This is a genomic window from Xenorhabdus miraniensis (assembly GCF_002632615.1).
On record NZ_NITZ01000009.1, the window covers coordinates 148,991 to 163,860 of the forward strand.

The following is a 14,870-nucleotide window of genomic DNA, read 5'->3' on the forward strand; positions in this document are numbered from 1 at the left end:
ATCATTAACACGTAACACGGCTTTTTCATGTTTGGAATAGATTGAATTCATCGAAAAGCCAGCTTAGTTATTTTAAGGATTATTTTGAGTGATACCTCCCAGTGATAGTGATTCATTGCCAACGTTGCCCAGACATGTCGCCATTATTATGGATGGCAATGGTCGTTGGGCAAAAAAGCGTGGCAAATTAAGAGTGTTTGGTCATCGCGCAGGCGTTAAAGCTGTGCGGAGTGCCGTGAGTTTTTCAGTGAAACATAACATTGAATCATTGACCCTATATGCTTTCAGCAGTGAAAACTGGAATCGCCCACAGCAGGAAGTCAGTTCATTGATGGAGCTGTTTGTTTTTGCTCTTGATAATGAAGTGAAGAGCCTGCATAAACACAATGTGAAATTGTCTGTTATTGGCGATATTAGTCGCTTTAGCCCACGGTTGCAGGAGCGTATCCGCCGTTCAGTTGAATTAACGGCGGACAATACCGGATTGCAGCTTAATATTGCCGCTAACTATGGCGGACGTTGGGATTTGGTTCAGGGTATTAAGCAAATAGCTGAAAAAATTAAGTCAAATGAGTTGGTTCCTGAGGAAATCAGCGAGGCCACAGTAGGTAACTTCATTAATTTAAGTCAGCAGCCTGAAGTTGATCTGGTCATTCGAACCGGAGGCGAACATCGTATCAGTAATTTCTTGTTATGGCAGATAGCTTATGCAGAATTGTATTTTACCGATATACTTTGGCCTGATTTTGATGAAACTTCTTTTGAAGGTGCAATTAATGCCTTTGCCAAACGAGAACGCCGATTTGGCGGAACACCAGACGATGCCGAAGTGGGATCATAGGAGGAGAACTTGCTGAAGTACCGTCTTTTAACTACGTTGATATTGATTCCACTTGTTGTAGCAGCACTGTTTTTCCTTCCCCCATCAGGATTTGGATTGGTTGTCATTGCTGTTTCAGCGCTTGCCGCATGGGAATGGGGGCAATTTGCTGGTCTCTTCACTCAAACTAAACGTATTACGCTGGCTGTATTATGTGCCGTAGGATTATTGGCTTTACAATACTCTTTGTCAGATTTTTCTCATCTTATTGAAAAACCGCAAATTGTATATCTGTTGTGGGCTGGCATGCTTTGGTGGGTAGCCGCAATTTTATTGGTGGTCACTTATCCGGCTTCGGCTTCCATCTGGAAGTCATCGGTTGTTTTGCGCCTGCTGTTTGGTGTCCTGACTATCGTGCCATTTTATTGTGGAATGATGGTACTGCGCACCCAGGGTTATGAAAACAATACCTATGATGGAGCATGGTGGCTGCTGTATGTCATGTTGCTGGTATGGGCTGCTGATTCCGGTGCTTATATTTTTGGCCGCACTATGGGTAAGCACAAAATGGCACCAAAAGTGTCACCGGGCAAGACCCTTGAAGGGCTTGTTGGTGGGCTGTTAACTGCTGCACTGATTTCATGGCTGTTCGGTAAATTTGCACCCGTACCTGCAATGCCAGAACACTTGTTGTTGATTTCTACGGTAGTCGTTATTGCCTCGGTCTTTGGTGATCTGACCGAAAGCATGTTCAAGCGGGAATCAGGGATTAAAGACAGTAGTCAATTGATTCCGGGACATGGCGGAGTCATGGATAGGGTAGATAGCTTAACAGCGGCCATCCCTGTATTTGCGGGTTTGGTCATGTTAATTTCTTCTGGATTTGCTCTCTGAGGGTACATAATGGATATTCTCTGGAATCTGGCTGCATTTATTGTTGCGTTGGGTGTTCTCATCACAGTGCATGAGTTTGGTCATTTTTGGGTTGCCAGACGATGTGGTATTTACGTTGAACGCTTTTCCATCGGGTTTGGTAAAGTGCTTTGGCGTCGTACAGATAAACAGGGGACCGAATACGTTATTGCCCTTATTCCGCTTGGCGGATATGTCAAGATGCTCGACGAACGGGTGGGGGATGTTTCGCCCGAACGTCGTCATATGGCATTCAACAATAAAACCATCGGCCAGCGCGCGGCAGTGATCAGCGCCGGGCCAATTGCAAACTTCATTCTGGCGGTTATCGCTTATTGGTTGGTTTTTGTGATTGGTGTGCCAACTGTACGCCCTGTGGTGTTGGATGTTAAGCCAGATTCTATTGCCGCACAGGCAAATATTTTGCCTGGAATGGAACTAAAAGCTGTTGATGGTATCGAAACCTCTGATTGGAATTCGGTACGTCTTGCTATGGTAAGTAAAGTGGGTGAGACATCTGTGTCCATGGATGTTACTCCCGTGGATGCCACTGACAGTATTCAAAAGACGCTGGATTTGCGCGGATGGGCATTCGACCCATCTAAGCAGGACGTTTTGCTGTCTTTGGGCATCATGCCTGTTGTTCCGCGAGTCAGTTCGCAAGTGGAGAAGGTTTATCCTGCTTCACCTGCTGAAAAAGCCGGTTTACAGTCGGGAGACAGAATCGTTAAAGTCAATGGTCAGGATGTAGATGTCTGGCACACTTTTTCATCATTTGTCAGGAAGAATCCCAATATTCCTCTAAAATTGGACGTTGCGAGAGCTGGAGGGATGATTTCCCTGTCTCTGATCCCTGAGGTCAAAAAATTATCCAATGGCCGTGAGGAAGGATTTGCAGGTACTGAACTTAAGGTCATTCCACTGGCAGATGAATACAAAGTGGTTCAACAGTACGGGCCTTTTTCTGCCATTTATGAGGCAGGGGATAAAACTTGGCAATTAATGAAGCTGACCGTCAATATGCTGGGCAAATTAATTGTGGGTGAGGTGAAACTTAATAACTTAAGTGGCCCGATTTCCATTGCCAAAGGTGCCGGAGTATCGGCTGATTCTGGCTTGGTGTATTATTTGATGTTTTTGGCGCTGATTAGCGTCAACCTTGGGATCATTAACCTGTTCCCATTACCTGTACTAGATGGTGGACACTTGCTTTTCCTTGCAATCGAAAAGATCAAGGGAGGGCCGGTCTCCGAGCGTGTACAAGACTTCAGTTATCGCATTGGTGCTGTATTGCTGGTGTTATTAATGGGGCTTGCACTTTTCAATGATTTCTCCCGTTTTTAAGACGGGAGACCGGTTAGGAAAACGCATAACAACGATGGCGATGAAAAAGTTGCTCATAGCGTCGCTGCTGTTCGGCAGCGCCACTGCATACGGTTCAGACGGATTCATAGTTCAGGACATTCATTTTGAGGGTCTTCAACGTGTCACCGTTGGTGCAGCATTACTGAACATGCCAGTTCGAGTCGGTGATACGGTTAGCGATGAAGACATTAGTCGCACGATTCATGCACTGTTCTCAACTGGGAACTTTGAAGATGTTCGTGTCTTACGTGATGGCAATTCACTTGTCGTTCAGGTAAAAGAACGACCGACTATCGCCAGTATCACTTTTTCCGGTAATAAATCGGTGAAAGATGACATGCTTAAGCAGAATCTTGAAGCGTCGCGTGTTCGTGTTGGTGAAGCCCTTGACCGCACTATGCTGTCCAATATTGAAAAAGGGCTGGAAGATTTTTACTACAGTGTTGGTAAATACAACGCGACAGTGAAAGCGGTTGTCACGCCGCTGCCCCGCAACCGTATTGACTTGAAACTTGTTTTTTCTGAAGGTGTTTCTGCCAAAATTCAACAAATTAATATTGTTGGTAATAAGGCCTTTTCGACCCAAGAGCTGCTTAATAATTTCCAGCTCAGGGACGATGTTCCTTGGTGGAATATGACGGCTGATCAGAAATATCAGAAACAAAAACTGTCTGGTGACCTTGAAACCCTGCGCAGTTTTTATCTTGACCGCGGCTATGCCCGTTTCAACATTGATTCAACCCAAGTCAATCTGACACCAGATAAGAAAGACATTTATATTACCGTCAATATCACCGAAGGTGATCAATACAAGATATCAAATGTTGATTTAAACGGTAATTTGGCTGGCTATCAGTCACAGATACAGGAATTCACTAACATTGAGCCGGGATCATTGTATAACGGTGCAGAAGTGACCAAGATGGAAACAGCCATCAAAAATCTGCTTGGTCGCTATGGTTATGCTTACCCTCGCGTAATGACTCAACCTGAAATCAACGATGCTGATAAAACCGTTAAGCTGCATGTCAATGTCGATGCAGGCAACCGTTTCTATGTGCGCAAGATTCGCTTTACAGGTAATGATATTAGTAAAGACTCAGTACTGCGCCGTGAAATGCGTCAGATGGAAGGGGCATGGTTAGGTAGTGATCAGGTTGAACAGGGCAAAGAACGCTTAAATCGACTCGGCTATTTTGAATCGGTTGATGTGGATACTGAACGTGTATCGGGTAGCCCAGATCAGGTTGATATCGTTTATAAGGTCAAAGAACGTAATACCGGTTCCATGAACTTTGGTGTTGGTTTTGGTACGGAAAGTGGCGTGAGCTTCCAAATCGGTCTCCAACAGGATAACTGGTTGGGAACGGGGAATTCCGTAGGTATCAGCGCCAGTAAAAATGATTATTCAACGTCGGCTGATTTATCTATGACCGATCCTTACTTCACCGTCAATGGGGTCAGTTTAGGTGGTCGCGTGTTTTATAATGACTTCCGTGCTGATGATGCTGAGCTTTCGAACTATACCAACAAAGCATATGGTACAGAGGGTGTGCTTGGCTTCCCATTGAATGAAAATAACTCTCTGGCGTTGAGACTGGGTTATGTACATAACTCCCTGTCTAACATGAGTCCACAAGTCGCGATGTGGCGTTATCTGGATAAAATGGGTAAAAAACGGGGATATGATGACAAGGCGAAATTCGATACCAATGATTTGTCTCTGACACTGGGATGGAGTTATAACAGCCTTGACCGTGGTTTCTTCCCAACTGCGGGTATCCGATCATCTCTGGATACCAAAATGACAATTCCTGGTTCTGACAACCAGTTCTATAAAATCACTTGGAACGCGACAGGTTATTATCCTCTTGATGATGATCATTCATGGGTGATGATGGGACGTACCCGTCTGGGGTATGGTGGTGGTTTTGGTGGCAAAGAAATGCCATTCTATGAAAACTTCTATGCTGGTGGCCCTAGCAGTGTTCGTGGTTTCCGCTCGAATAATATCGGCCCGAAAGCGATTTATTTAAATAATCAGGGTAAGCTAGATAAAAATAACCCATCCCGTGATGCTGTGGGGGGGAACTCGGTAGCGGTTGCGAGTTTCGAGCTGATTACGCCAACGCCGTTCCTGGATGCTAAATATTCCAATTCCGTTCGAACTTCATTGTTTGTGGATGCGGGAACGGTTTGGGATACGAATTGGGATACTAATTGGGCTAAGACTCACGGGATGCCTGACTACAGCAAGCCAAACAATATCCGTGTTTCGACCGGTATTGCTCTACAATGGATGTCACCGTTAGGGCCGCTGAGCTTCTCTTATGCGAAGCCAATTAAGGATTACGAAGGTGATAGATCTGAGCAGTTCCAGTTTAACATTGGCGGATCTTGGTAATAATTAATCTTTTTTGGTAAAAAATCGCTCTATTATTAGATAGGGCGATATTTAGAGTGTTCCAGATTCCGATTGGCATATAAAATAGCCTGATAGGATAAGCTCTAAATTTTCCAATCTGTAAAAATAGCGTGGGTCAAAGGAGTTTATAGTGAAAAAAGTATTATGTGCAGCAGGCCTGGGTATGGCGTTGGCGTTCTCTGCGGGTGTTCAGGCGGCAGATAAAATCGCTTTAGTGAATGTTGCTGAAGTTTTTCAACAGTTGCCAGCCCGTGAAGCTGTGGCAAAACAGTTGGACAACGAGTTTAAAAGCCGTGCAACTGAATTGCAGCGTATGGAATCAGATTTGCAGACCAAGCTCCAGAAATTACAGCGTGATGGCTCAACAATGAAAGCCAGTGAACGTGAAAAATTAGAAAAAGAAGTTGTGGCGAAACGCGATGAGTTTGCCCAGAAAGCACAATCTTTGGAAAACGATAGCCGCCGTCGCCAGTTGGAAGAGCGCAACAAAATCCTGACCCGTATTCAGGATGCGGTTAAAGTTGTTGCAGGTAAAGAAGGTTACGATCTTGTTCTTGATGCGAATGCCGCTGTGTATTCTGCGTCGGGTAAAGATATCACCGCAGAAGTACTGAAACAGGTTAAATAAGTAGATGGTTTCAATTCGATTGGCTGACCTCGCTCAGCAGTTGAATGCGCAATTGCACGGTGATGGCGATATCGTCATCACCGGTATTGCACCGATGTATTCAGCAAATAGCGAACAAATTACATTTTTATCCGATAGCCGTTATACTGACAAGCTTGTTGAGTGTCAGGCAGCGGCTGTTGTGCTACGTGAAGCCGACCTTCCTCACTGCAAGGTTGCCGCATTGGTTGTCAAGGATCCTTATCTTGCCTATGCCCGTATGGCGCAAATTATGGATACAACACCACAGTCTGCGCAGGATATCCACCCATCAGCAGTTATTTCTCCCGATGCAGTTTTGGGCAAAAATGTGGCGGTTGGCGCAAATGCTGTTATCGAATCTGGTGTTGAACTTGGTGATAATGTCATCATCGGGGCAGGTTGCTTTATTGGTAAGAATGCACGAATTGGTGCGGGTACCCGTCTTTGGGCCAATGTATCGGTATACCATAACGTTGAAATGGGTGAGTCCTGCTTGATCCAATCAGGAACTGTTATAGGTTCCGATGGTTTTGGTTATGCCAATGAACGCGGAAACTGGATTAAAATCCCACAGTTAGGCACTGTAATCATTGGGAACAAAGTTGAAATCGGCGCATGTACGACTATTGACCGTGGTGCGTTGGATAACACAGTCATTGGCAATGGTGTTATCATAGACAACCAATGCCAGATCGCCCATAACGTGACGATCGGAGACAACACCGCAGTGGCGGGTGGTGTCATTATGGCGGGCAGCCTGAAAATTGGTCGTTACTGCATGATCGGGGGTGCAAGTGTTATTAATGGACACATGAGTATCTGTGATAAAGTCACCGTGACGGGTATGAGCATGGTGATGCGCCCCATTACAGAGCCTGGTGTTTATTCGTCGGGTATCCCATTACAACCGAACAAAACTTGGCGTAAGACTGCCGCTTTAGTCATGGGTATCAATGACATGAATAAACGCTTGAAGTCAGTGGAACGCCGATTAGAAGGTGAAAACGAGTAATCATACTACATTTGATTAAACGTTTTTAATCAGCATTTTTGGTTGTGCTTTTAATTTTTGCGGCCTGCCTGATAACTCTAAATTTAGAGTTAACGCAGGCCGTGTCGTTAATACAATGATTCTTATATAGACAGGAAGAGTATTTAGATGAGTAATAGTCATACTCTGCAAATTGAAGAAATTTTAGATTTACTGCCTCATCGCTATCCATTTTTGTTGGTAGATCGTGTTTTGGATTTTGAAGCAGGTAAATTTTTACGCGCAGTCAAGAATGTATCGTTCAATGAGCCATTCTTTCAGGGGCACTTCCCGGGTAAACCTATTTTCCCGGGTGTTCTGATCCTTGAAGCCATGGCTCAAGCCACCGGAATTCTGGCATTCAAAAGTGTAGGGTCACTTAAGCCGGGTGAATTGTATTACTTTGCCGCTATTGATGGTGCCCGATTCAAGCGCCCAGTGCTGCCGGGTGATCAATTGGTGATGGATGTTGAGTTTATTAAAGAGCGTCGCGGTGTTGCGCGTTTCAGGGGCGTAGCGAAAGTCGATGGGGAATTGGCTTGCGAAGCGGAAATGATGTGTGCTCGCCGCCGTGAGGAATAATCCATGATTGATCAGACCGCTGTTATTCATCCTTCTTCAATCATTGAAGAAGGTGCTGTTATTGGTGCCAATGTTCGCGTTGGCCCATTTTGTTATATCGGTTCTCAGGTTGAGATTGGTGAAGGGACTGAACTGAAATCTCATGTTGTGGTTAATGGGATAACTAAGATTGGTCGCGATAACCAGATCTATCAGTTCGCTTCTATTGGTGAAGTCAATCAGGATCTCAAATATCAAGGTGAACCGACTCGTGTTGAAATTGGCGATCGTAACCGCATTCGTGAAAGTGTCTCTATTCATCGTGGTACTGTTCAGGGCGGTGGAGTGACCAAAGTCGGCAGTGATAATTTGCTTATGATCAACGCCCATATCGCCCATGATTGTATCGTTGGTGATCGGTGTATCATTGCAAATAATGGCACATTAGGCGGTCATGTCATTTTGGGTGATTACGTCATTATTGGTGGAATGACGGCAGTGCATCAATTCTGTCAGATTGGTTCCCATGTCATGGTTGGAGGTTGTTCTGGCGTTGCTCAGGATGTTCCTCCGTACGTTATTGCACAAGGAAACCATGCAACACCTTTCGGATTGAATATCGAAGGCTTGAAACGTCGCGGGTTTGATAAAGAATCGCTGCATGCTATCCGTAACGCTTATAAGACGCTTTACCGCAGCGGAAAAACGTTGGAAGAAGCCAGACACGAAATTGGCCTTCAAGCGGAAAATAACCCACACGTGAAAGTATTCAGTGATTTTCTGGAAAATTCCGCAAAATCCAGTCGTGGCATTATTCGTTAAGTAGATGAAGGACACTCCTTTGACTACCTTTTCTTCTGTTGACAATCAGCGCCCGCTGACAATTGGTTTGGTCGCCGGAGAAACATCCGGTGATATTCTTGGGGCTGGCCTGATTCGTGCATTGAAAGCAAAAATTCCAAATGCCCGCTTTGTGGGTGTTGCTGGCCCTCTTATGCAGGCGGAAGGTTGTGAAGCCTGGTATGAGATGGAAGAGCTGGCCGTAATGGGGATTGTTGAAGTTTTGGGGCGTTTGCCCCGTTTGCTGAAAATACGCAAAGACTTAACGGCGCGTTTTACTGCCTTAAGGCCGGATGTATTTATTGGCATTGATGCCCCTGATTTTAATATCACCCTGGAAGGGCGGCTTAAGCAGCAGGGGCTCAAAACAATCCATTACGTCAGTCCATCAGTATGGGCATGGCGACACAAACGGGTGTTTAAAATCGGCCGGTCAACAGATTTGGTACTGGCATTTTTACCATTCGAAAAAGCGTTCTATGATCGGTTTAACGTTCCATGCCGGTTCATTGGTCATACGATGGCAGATGCAATGCCTCTGCAAACAGATAAAGCCGCTGCCAGAGAATTTTTGGGCGTTCCATTGAATACCCATTGTCTGGCGGTGCTGCCCGGTAGCCGCAATGCTGAAGTAGAGATGCTCAGTGCTGATTTCTTAAAAACCGTACAATTATTACGGAAGGAATTGCCTGATCTGCACGTATTGGTTCCTTTGGTGAATGCTAAACGGCGTGAACAGTTTCAGCGCATTAAAGACGAAATTGCACCGGATTTGCCAATCCATTTATTGGATGGAAAAGCGCGTGAAGCCATGATTGCCAGTGACGCAACTTTACTGGCATCAGGAACGGCAGCACTGGAGTGTATGTTGGCCAAATGCCCGATGGTAGTGGGTTATAGAATGAAACCTTTTACATTCTGGCTGGCAAAACGCCTGGTGAAAACGCCATATGTTTCCTTGCCTAACTTGTTGGCAGGTAAAGAATTAGTCAAAGAGTTATTGCAGGATGAATGTGAACCACAAGCGTTGTCGCAGGCGCTGTTGCCTCTTCTGCAAGGTGGCGCTGACGTGGAAGCACTGAAACAAACGTTCCTGCATTTACATGAAAGCATTCGTTGCGATGCTGATGAACAGGCTGCTCAAGCTGTTCTGGAATTAGCGAGAAGATAATGGATTTTGTTTATCCTCAGGTGAATTTAATTGCCGGTGTTGATGAAGTTGGGCGTGGCCCACTGGTAGGGGCTGTCGTCACTGCGGCAGTTATTCTGGATCCGGCTAAGCCTATTACAGGCTTAACGGATTCGAAAAAACTCACAGAAAAACGCCGTGAAGCGCTGTATTTAGAAATTAAAGAAAAAGCATTGTGTTGGAGTCTTGGGCGTGCAGAGCCAGAAGAAATCGATCAGCTCAACATCCTCCATGCCACAATGCTTGCCATGCAGCGGGCAGTAGCGGGTTTGGCAATGACGCCTGATTATGTCCTGATTGATGGTAATCGTTGCCCGGCATTAGCAATGCCAGCTCAAGCGGTGGTTAAAGGGGATAGCTTGGTTGCCGAAATCAGTGCGGCTTCAATCCTTGCTAAAGTGACACGTGACAGAGAAATGGCAGAACTGGATAAACAGCTCCCTGATTACGGTTTTGCGAAACATAAAGGTTATCCTACGGCCCTGCATCTGGAAAAACTGGCGTTGCTGGGTGCGACGGAACATTATCGTAAAAGTTTTGCGCCGGTTAAACGGGCGCTGGGTCTTGAATAAGAATCTGGGATAAGTATCTGGAATAAATATCTGGGCAGATTATGACAGAACCACGTTTTGTACACTTACGTGTTCACAGCGACTATTCAATGATCGATGGCTTGGCTAAGACGGGGCCATTGGTAAAAAAAGTCGCCAAATTGGGTATGCCGGCTCTTGCCATTACGGATTTCACCAATTTATGTGGATTGGTGAAATTCTATGGCAGCGCCCACGGCGCGGGTATCAAGCCGATTATCGGGGCTGACTTTTATGTGGAAAGTGAGCTGTTAGGGGATGAATATGCCCATTTGACGATCCTCGCTCGCAATAATGAAGGTTACCAAAACCTGACCTTGCTGATCTCTGAAGCCTACCAAAAAGGTTATGGTGCGATTGGCCCGACTATCAAACGGGAATGGCTGGCAACGCGGAAAGCCGGATTGATCCTGTTGTCGGGCGGGCGCATGGGAGATGTGGGTAAATTCCTGCTGCGTGGCAATCGGGCGATGGTCGATCAGTGCCTCGATTTTTATCAGGCACATTTCCCGGACAGCTATTATCTTGAATTAATCCGCACCGGACGTCAGGATGAAGAGAATTATCTTCATGCCGCTGTAGAATTGGCAGCGGAAAAAAATGTGCCGGTTGTCGCGACCAATGACGTCTGTTTTCTGGAAAGTACCGATTTCGACGCACATGAAATTCGGGTCGCCATTCATGATGGCTATACGCTGGCTGATCCAAAACGCCCGAAAAATTACAGCCCTCAGCAATATCTGCGCAGTGAACAGGAGATGTGCGAACTTTTCTCCGACATCCCGGAAGCGCTGCAAAATAGCGTAGAAATTGCTAAACGCTGTAATGTCACGATCCGTCTTGGTGAATACTTTCTTCCGCAATTTCCGACGGGAGACATGAGCACCGAAGATTTCCTGATTAAAAAATCCAAACAAGGTCTGGAAGAGCGTCTGGAGTTTCTCTATCCCGATCCAGAAACCAGGGCACAAAAACGCCCGGAATACGATGATCGTCTGGATATTGAGTTGAAAGTTATCAACCAGATGGGATTCCCCGGTTACTTCCTGATCGTCATGGAGTTTATCCAGTGGTCGAAAGACAACGGTGTTCCCGTTGGGCCGGGACGTGGTTCCGGTGCGGGTTCTCTTGTCGCTTATGCGTTGAAAATTACCGATCTCGATCCATTGGAATTCGACTTGCTGTTCGAACGTTTCCTGAACCCTGAACGTGTTTCCATGCCTGACTTCGATGTTGATTTCTGTATGGAAAAACGTGATCAGGTGATTGACCATGTTGCCGATATGTACGGGCGAGATGCGGTATCGCAGATTATCACCTTCGGTACAATGGCAGCAAAAGCGGTTATCCGTGACGTCGGGCGTGTACTTGGGCATCCATACGGGTTTGTCGATCGCATATCAAAACTGGTGCCGCCTGATCCCGGCATGACGCTGGAAAAAGCTTTCGTAGCGGAACCTCAACTGCCTGAAATTTATGAAGCGGATGAAGAGGTTAAGGCGCTGATCGACATGGCGCGCAAATTGGAAGGTGTCACCCGTAACGCAGGTAAACATGCGGGTGGTGTTGTTATTGCACCAACCAAGATCACTGATTTTGCGCCGATTTACTGCGATCCCGAAGGGCAAAACCCCGTTACCCAATTTGACAAGAACGACGTGGAATATGCGGGGCTGGTTAAGTTTGACTTCCTTGGCCTGAGAACCCTGACCATCATCAACTGGGCACTTGAGATGGTTAATGCGCGCCGTGCTAAAAAGGGTCTGGAGCCGATTGATATTGCAGCCATCCCGCTGGATGACCAGAAAAGTTTCGATATGCTGCAACGCTCCGAAACCACGGCTGTATTCCAGCTTGAATCTCGTGGGATGAAAGATCTGATCAAACGCCTGCGTCCCGACTGTTTTGAGGACATGATCGCATTGGTGGCGCTGTTCCGCCCCGGGCCATTGCAATCCGGCATGGTGGATAACTTTATTGACCGTAAACATGGGCGGGAAGAGATCTCCTATCCTGATGTCGAATGGCAACATGAAACCTTAAAACCCGTATTGGAACCAACGTATGGCATCATTCTGTATCAGGAACAGGTGATGCAGATTGCTCAGGTATTGGCGGGTTATACCCTTGGCGGTGCAGATATGCTTCGTCGTGCAATGGGTAAGAAAAAGCCAGAGGAGATGGCTAAACAGCGTTCGGTATTTGAAGAGGGAGCGATAAAACAGAGTGTTGATGGCGAACTCTCGATGAAAATCTTCGATTTGGTGGAGAAATTCGCGGGTTATGGCTTCAACAAATCTCACTCCGCAGCTTATGCGTTGGTTTCTTATCAGACTTTATGGCTGAAGGCTCACTATCCGGCAGAATTTATGGCAGCCGTGATGACGGCGGATATGGATAACACCGAAAAAGTCGTTGGGCTGGTGGATGAATGCTGGCGCATGGGGCTTAAAGTCTTGCCACCGGATATCAATAGTGGTCTGTATCACTTCCACGTTAATGATGAAGGTGAAATTGTTTATGGCATTGGTGCGATCAAGGGTGTAGGTGAAGGGCCGATTGAGGCCATTATCGAGGCCCGCCAGAAAGGAGGGCATTTCAAGGAACTCTTTGACCTGTGTGCGCGTGCTGACATTAAAAAACTCAACCGTCGTGTGATGGAAAAGTTAATCATGTCCGGCGCTTTTGACAGGTTGGGGCCACACCGTGCGGCGTTGATGTCTTCTCTGGAAGATGCACTGAAAGCGGCTGACCAACACGCCAAAGCGGAGGCGATTGGACAAACGGATATGTTTGGTGTGTTGGCCGAAGAGCCTGAAGAGGTTGAGCGTTCATATGCCAGTACGCCAAAATGGCCGGATCAGGTTGTTCTGGATGGTGAGAGAGAAACGCTTGGGCTGTATTTAACGGGTCACCCGATCACAAGTTATTTAAAAGAGATTGAACGATATACAAATGGGTTGCGTCTAAAAGATGTGAACCCGACGCCTCGTGGTCAGGTAACGACAGTGGTAGGTTTGGTGTTGGCATCCAAAATAGTGACAACCAAGCGGGGTAACCGCATTGGTATCAGCACGTTGGATGATCGTTCAGGACGGCTGGAAATCATGCTGTTTTCTGATGCGTTGGAAAGATATCAGCATTTATTAGAGCAGGATAAAATTTTGATTGCTACCGGACAAGTCAGCTTTGATGACTTTAGCGGTGGGCTTAAAATGACGGTTCGTGAATTAATGGATATCAGTGAGGCACGTGAAAAGTTTGCACGTGGGCTTGCTATCTCGTTATCAGACAGGCAAATTGATGAGCAATTATTGAACCGTCTTCGTGGTGTATTGGAGCCACATCGTTCAGGTACGATACCGGTTCATCTTTATTATCAGCGGGTAGATGCCCGTGCCCGTTTACGATTCGGGGCAACATGGCGGGTAACGCCAACGGACACCCTTTTGACAGATCTGCGAACTCTGCTGGGTAACGAGCAGGTAGAATTAGAATTTGACTAAGATAGGAACGTTATGAGTCTGAATTTTCTGGATTTTGAACAGCCGATTGCCGAGCTGGAAGCGAAAATTGATTCGCTCACCGCAGTTAGCCGTCAAGATGAAAAGCTAGATATAAATCTGGATGAAGAAGTCCAGCGTCTGCGGGAAAAAAGCCTAGAGCTGACTCGCAAGATTTTCTCTGATTTGGGGGCATGGCAAATATCTCAATTATCACGCCATCCTCTGCGTCCCTATACGCTGGATTATATTAAACACATTTTTACCGATTTCGAAGAATTGGCGGGTGATCGAGCCTATGCTGATGATAAGGCAATTGTGGGCGGATTGGCGCGTATTGATGGTCGTCCGGTTATGATCATTGGTCACCAGAAGGGCCGGGAAACGAAAGAAAAAATCCGTCGTAACTTCGGTATGCCATCACCGGAAGGCTATCGCAAGGCGTTGAGATTGATGGAAATGGCAGAGCGTTTTAAATTGCCAATCATCACTTTCATTGATACTCCTGGCGCCTATCCTGGTGTGGGAGCAGAAGAGCGTGGTCAATCAGAAGCGATTGCCCGTAACCTGCGTGAGATGTCCCGCCTCTCTGTGCCGGTGATTTGTACGGTTATCGGTGAAGGAGGCTCTGGTGGCGCATTGGCGCTCAGTGTGGGCGATAAAGTAAACATGCTGCAATACAGCACCTTCTCGACCATTTCTCCTGAAGGTTGTGCTTCCATTTTGTGGAAAAGTGCTGAAAAAGCGCCATTGGCAGCAGAAGCAATGGGAAATACAGCCCCACGCCTGAAAGAGTTGAAACTGATTGATACTGTTATCCCGGAGCCATTGGGTGGTGCACACCGTCATCATGAAGAGATAGCTGAGACATTAAAAACGCAATTGTTGGCTGATCTCTCTGAGTTGAGTGAACTAGGCAGCGAAGAGTTAGTTAACCGTCGTTATGAGCGTTTAATGCAGTACGGTTACTGCTGAGCTTAGGAAAT

12 protein-coding genes are annotated in these 14,870 nt (G+C 46.3%); all 12 read left to right on the forward strand.

What is annotated here, in order from left to right:
- The first annotated feature begins 88 nt into the window (after nt 1-88).
- On the forward strand, nt 89-841 hold the full coding sequence (gene ispU, locus Xmir_RS35585) for a (2E,6E)-farnesyl-diphosphate-specific ditrans,polycis-undecaprenyl-diphosphate synthase (protein ID WP_099114046.1): 753 nt from the start codon (nt 89-91) through the stop codon (nt 839-841).
- A gap of 9 nt (nt 842-850) precedes the next feature.
- The gene (gene cdsA / locus Xmir_RS35590; RefSeq protein ID WP_099114047.1) at nt 851-1,714 is read left to right on the forward strand and encodes a phosphatidate cytidylyltransferase; all 864 of its coding nucleotides are present in this window, start codon (nt 851-853) and stop codon (nt 1,712-1,714) included.
- 6 nt (nt 1,715-1,720) lie between these two features.
- Nucleotides 1,721-3,076, forward strand: a complete 1,356-nt coding sequence (gene rseP, locus Xmir_RS35595) for a sigma E protease regulator RseP (RefSeq protein ID WP_208620416.1) — start codon at nt 1,721-1,723, stop codon at nt 3,074-3,076.
- A 34-nt stretch (nt 3,077-3,110) separates the two neighbouring features.
- Nucleotides 3,111-5,501 carry an outer membrane protein assembly factor BamA gene (gene bamA / locus Xmir_RS35600; RefSeq protein ID WP_099114114.1) on the forward strand — a complete coding sequence of 797 codons (2,391 nt, stop codon included), beginning with the start codon at nt 3,111-3,113 and terminating at the stop codon, nt 5,499-5,501.
- A gap of 151 nt (nt 5,502-5,652) precedes the next feature.
- Nucleotides 5,653-6,150 carry a molecular chaperone Skp gene (gene skp, locus Xmir_RS35605; RefSeq protein ID WP_099114049.1) on the forward strand — a complete coding sequence of 166 codons (498 nt, stop codon included), beginning with the start codon at nt 5,653-5,655 and terminating at the stop codon, nt 6,148-6,150.
- A gap of 4 nt (nt 6,151-6,154) precedes the next feature.
- Nucleotides 6,155-7,183 carry a UDP-3-O-(3-hydroxymyristoyl)glucosamine N-acyltransferase gene (lpxD, locus tag Xmir_RS35610; RefSeq protein WP_099114050.1) on the forward strand — a complete coding sequence of 343 codons (1,029 nt, stop codon included), beginning with the start codon at nt 6,155-6,157 and terminating at the stop codon, nt 7,181-7,183.
- A gap of 147 nt (nt 7,184-7,330) precedes the next feature.
- Nucleotides 7,331-7,783: a 3-hydroxyacyl-ACP dehydratase FabZ gene (gene fabZ, locus Xmir_RS35615; protein ID WP_099114051.1), complete on the forward strand. Its 453-nt coding sequence runs from the start codon at nt 7,331-7,333 to the stop codon at nt 7,781-7,783.
- A gap of 3 nt (nt 7,784-7,786) precedes the next feature.
- Nucleotides 7,787-8,584: an acyl-ACP--UDP-N-acetylglucosamine O-acyltransferase gene (lpxA, locus tag Xmir_RS35620; RefSeq protein WP_099114052.1), complete on the forward strand. Its 798-nt coding sequence runs from the start codon at nt 7,787-7,789 to the stop codon at nt 8,582-8,584.
- Between the two features lie 4 nt (nt 8,585-8,588).
- Nucleotides 8,589-9,773: a lipid-A-disaccharide synthase gene (lpxB, locus tag Xmir_RS35625; protein WP_099114053.1), complete on the forward strand. Its 1,185-nt coding sequence runs from the start codon at nt 8,589-8,591 to the stop codon at nt 9,771-9,773.
- The gene (gene rnhB / locus Xmir_RS35630; protein ID WP_099114054.1) at nt 9,773-10,363 is read left to right on the forward strand and encodes a ribonuclease HII; all 591 of its coding nucleotides are present in this window, start codon (nt 9,773-9,775) and stop codon (nt 10,361-10,363) included. Before lpxB ends, rnhB begins: the two co-directional genes overlap by 1 nt.
- 41 nt (nt 10,364-10,404) lie before the next feature.
- Nucleotides 10,405-13,887, forward strand: coding sequence for a DNA polymerase III subunit alpha (dnaE, locus tag Xmir_RS35635; protein ID WP_099114055.1), 3,483 nt, complete (start codon nt 10,405-10,407; stop codon nt 13,885-13,887).
- Nucleotides 13,888-13,899: 12 nt separating this feature from the next.
- Entirely contained in the window at nt 13,900-14,859 is a 960-nt protein-coding gene (gene accA, locus Xmir_RS35640) for an acetyl-CoA carboxylase carboxyl transferase subunit alpha (RefSeq protein WP_099114056.1), read from the forward strand.
- Nucleotides 14,860-14,870: the final 11 nt, after the last annotated feature.

Coding starts and splice junctions, on each gene's coding strand:
- bamA (WP_099114114.1), top strand. CDS start 3,111: ATGGCGATGAAAAAGTTGCTCATAGCGTCGCTGCTGTTCGGCAGCGCC.
- lpxD (WP_099114050.1), top strand. CDS start 6,155: ATGGTTTCAATTCGATTGGCTGACCTCGCTCAGCAGTTGAATGCGCAA.
- fabZ (WP_099114051.1), top strand. CDS start 7,331: ATGAGTAATAGTCATACTCTGCAAATTGAAGAAATTTTAGATTTACTG.
- lpxA (WP_099114052.1), top strand. CDS start 7,787: ATGATTGATCAGACCGCTGTTATTCATCCTTCTTCAATCATTGAAGAA.
- lpxB (WP_099114053.1), top strand. CDS start 8,589: ATGAAGGACACTCCTTTGACTACCTTTTCTTCTGTTGACAATCAGCGC.
- rnhB (WP_099114054.1), top strand. CDS start 9,773: ATGGATTTTGTTTATCCTCAGGTGAATTTAATTGCCGGTGTTGATGAA.
- dnaE (WP_099114055.1), top strand. CDS start 10,405: ATGACAGAACCACGTTTTGTACACTTACGTGTTCACAGCGACTATTCA.
- accA (WP_099114056.1), top strand. CDS start 13,900: ATGAGTCTGAATTTTCTGGATTTTGAACAGCCGATTGCCGAGCTGGAA.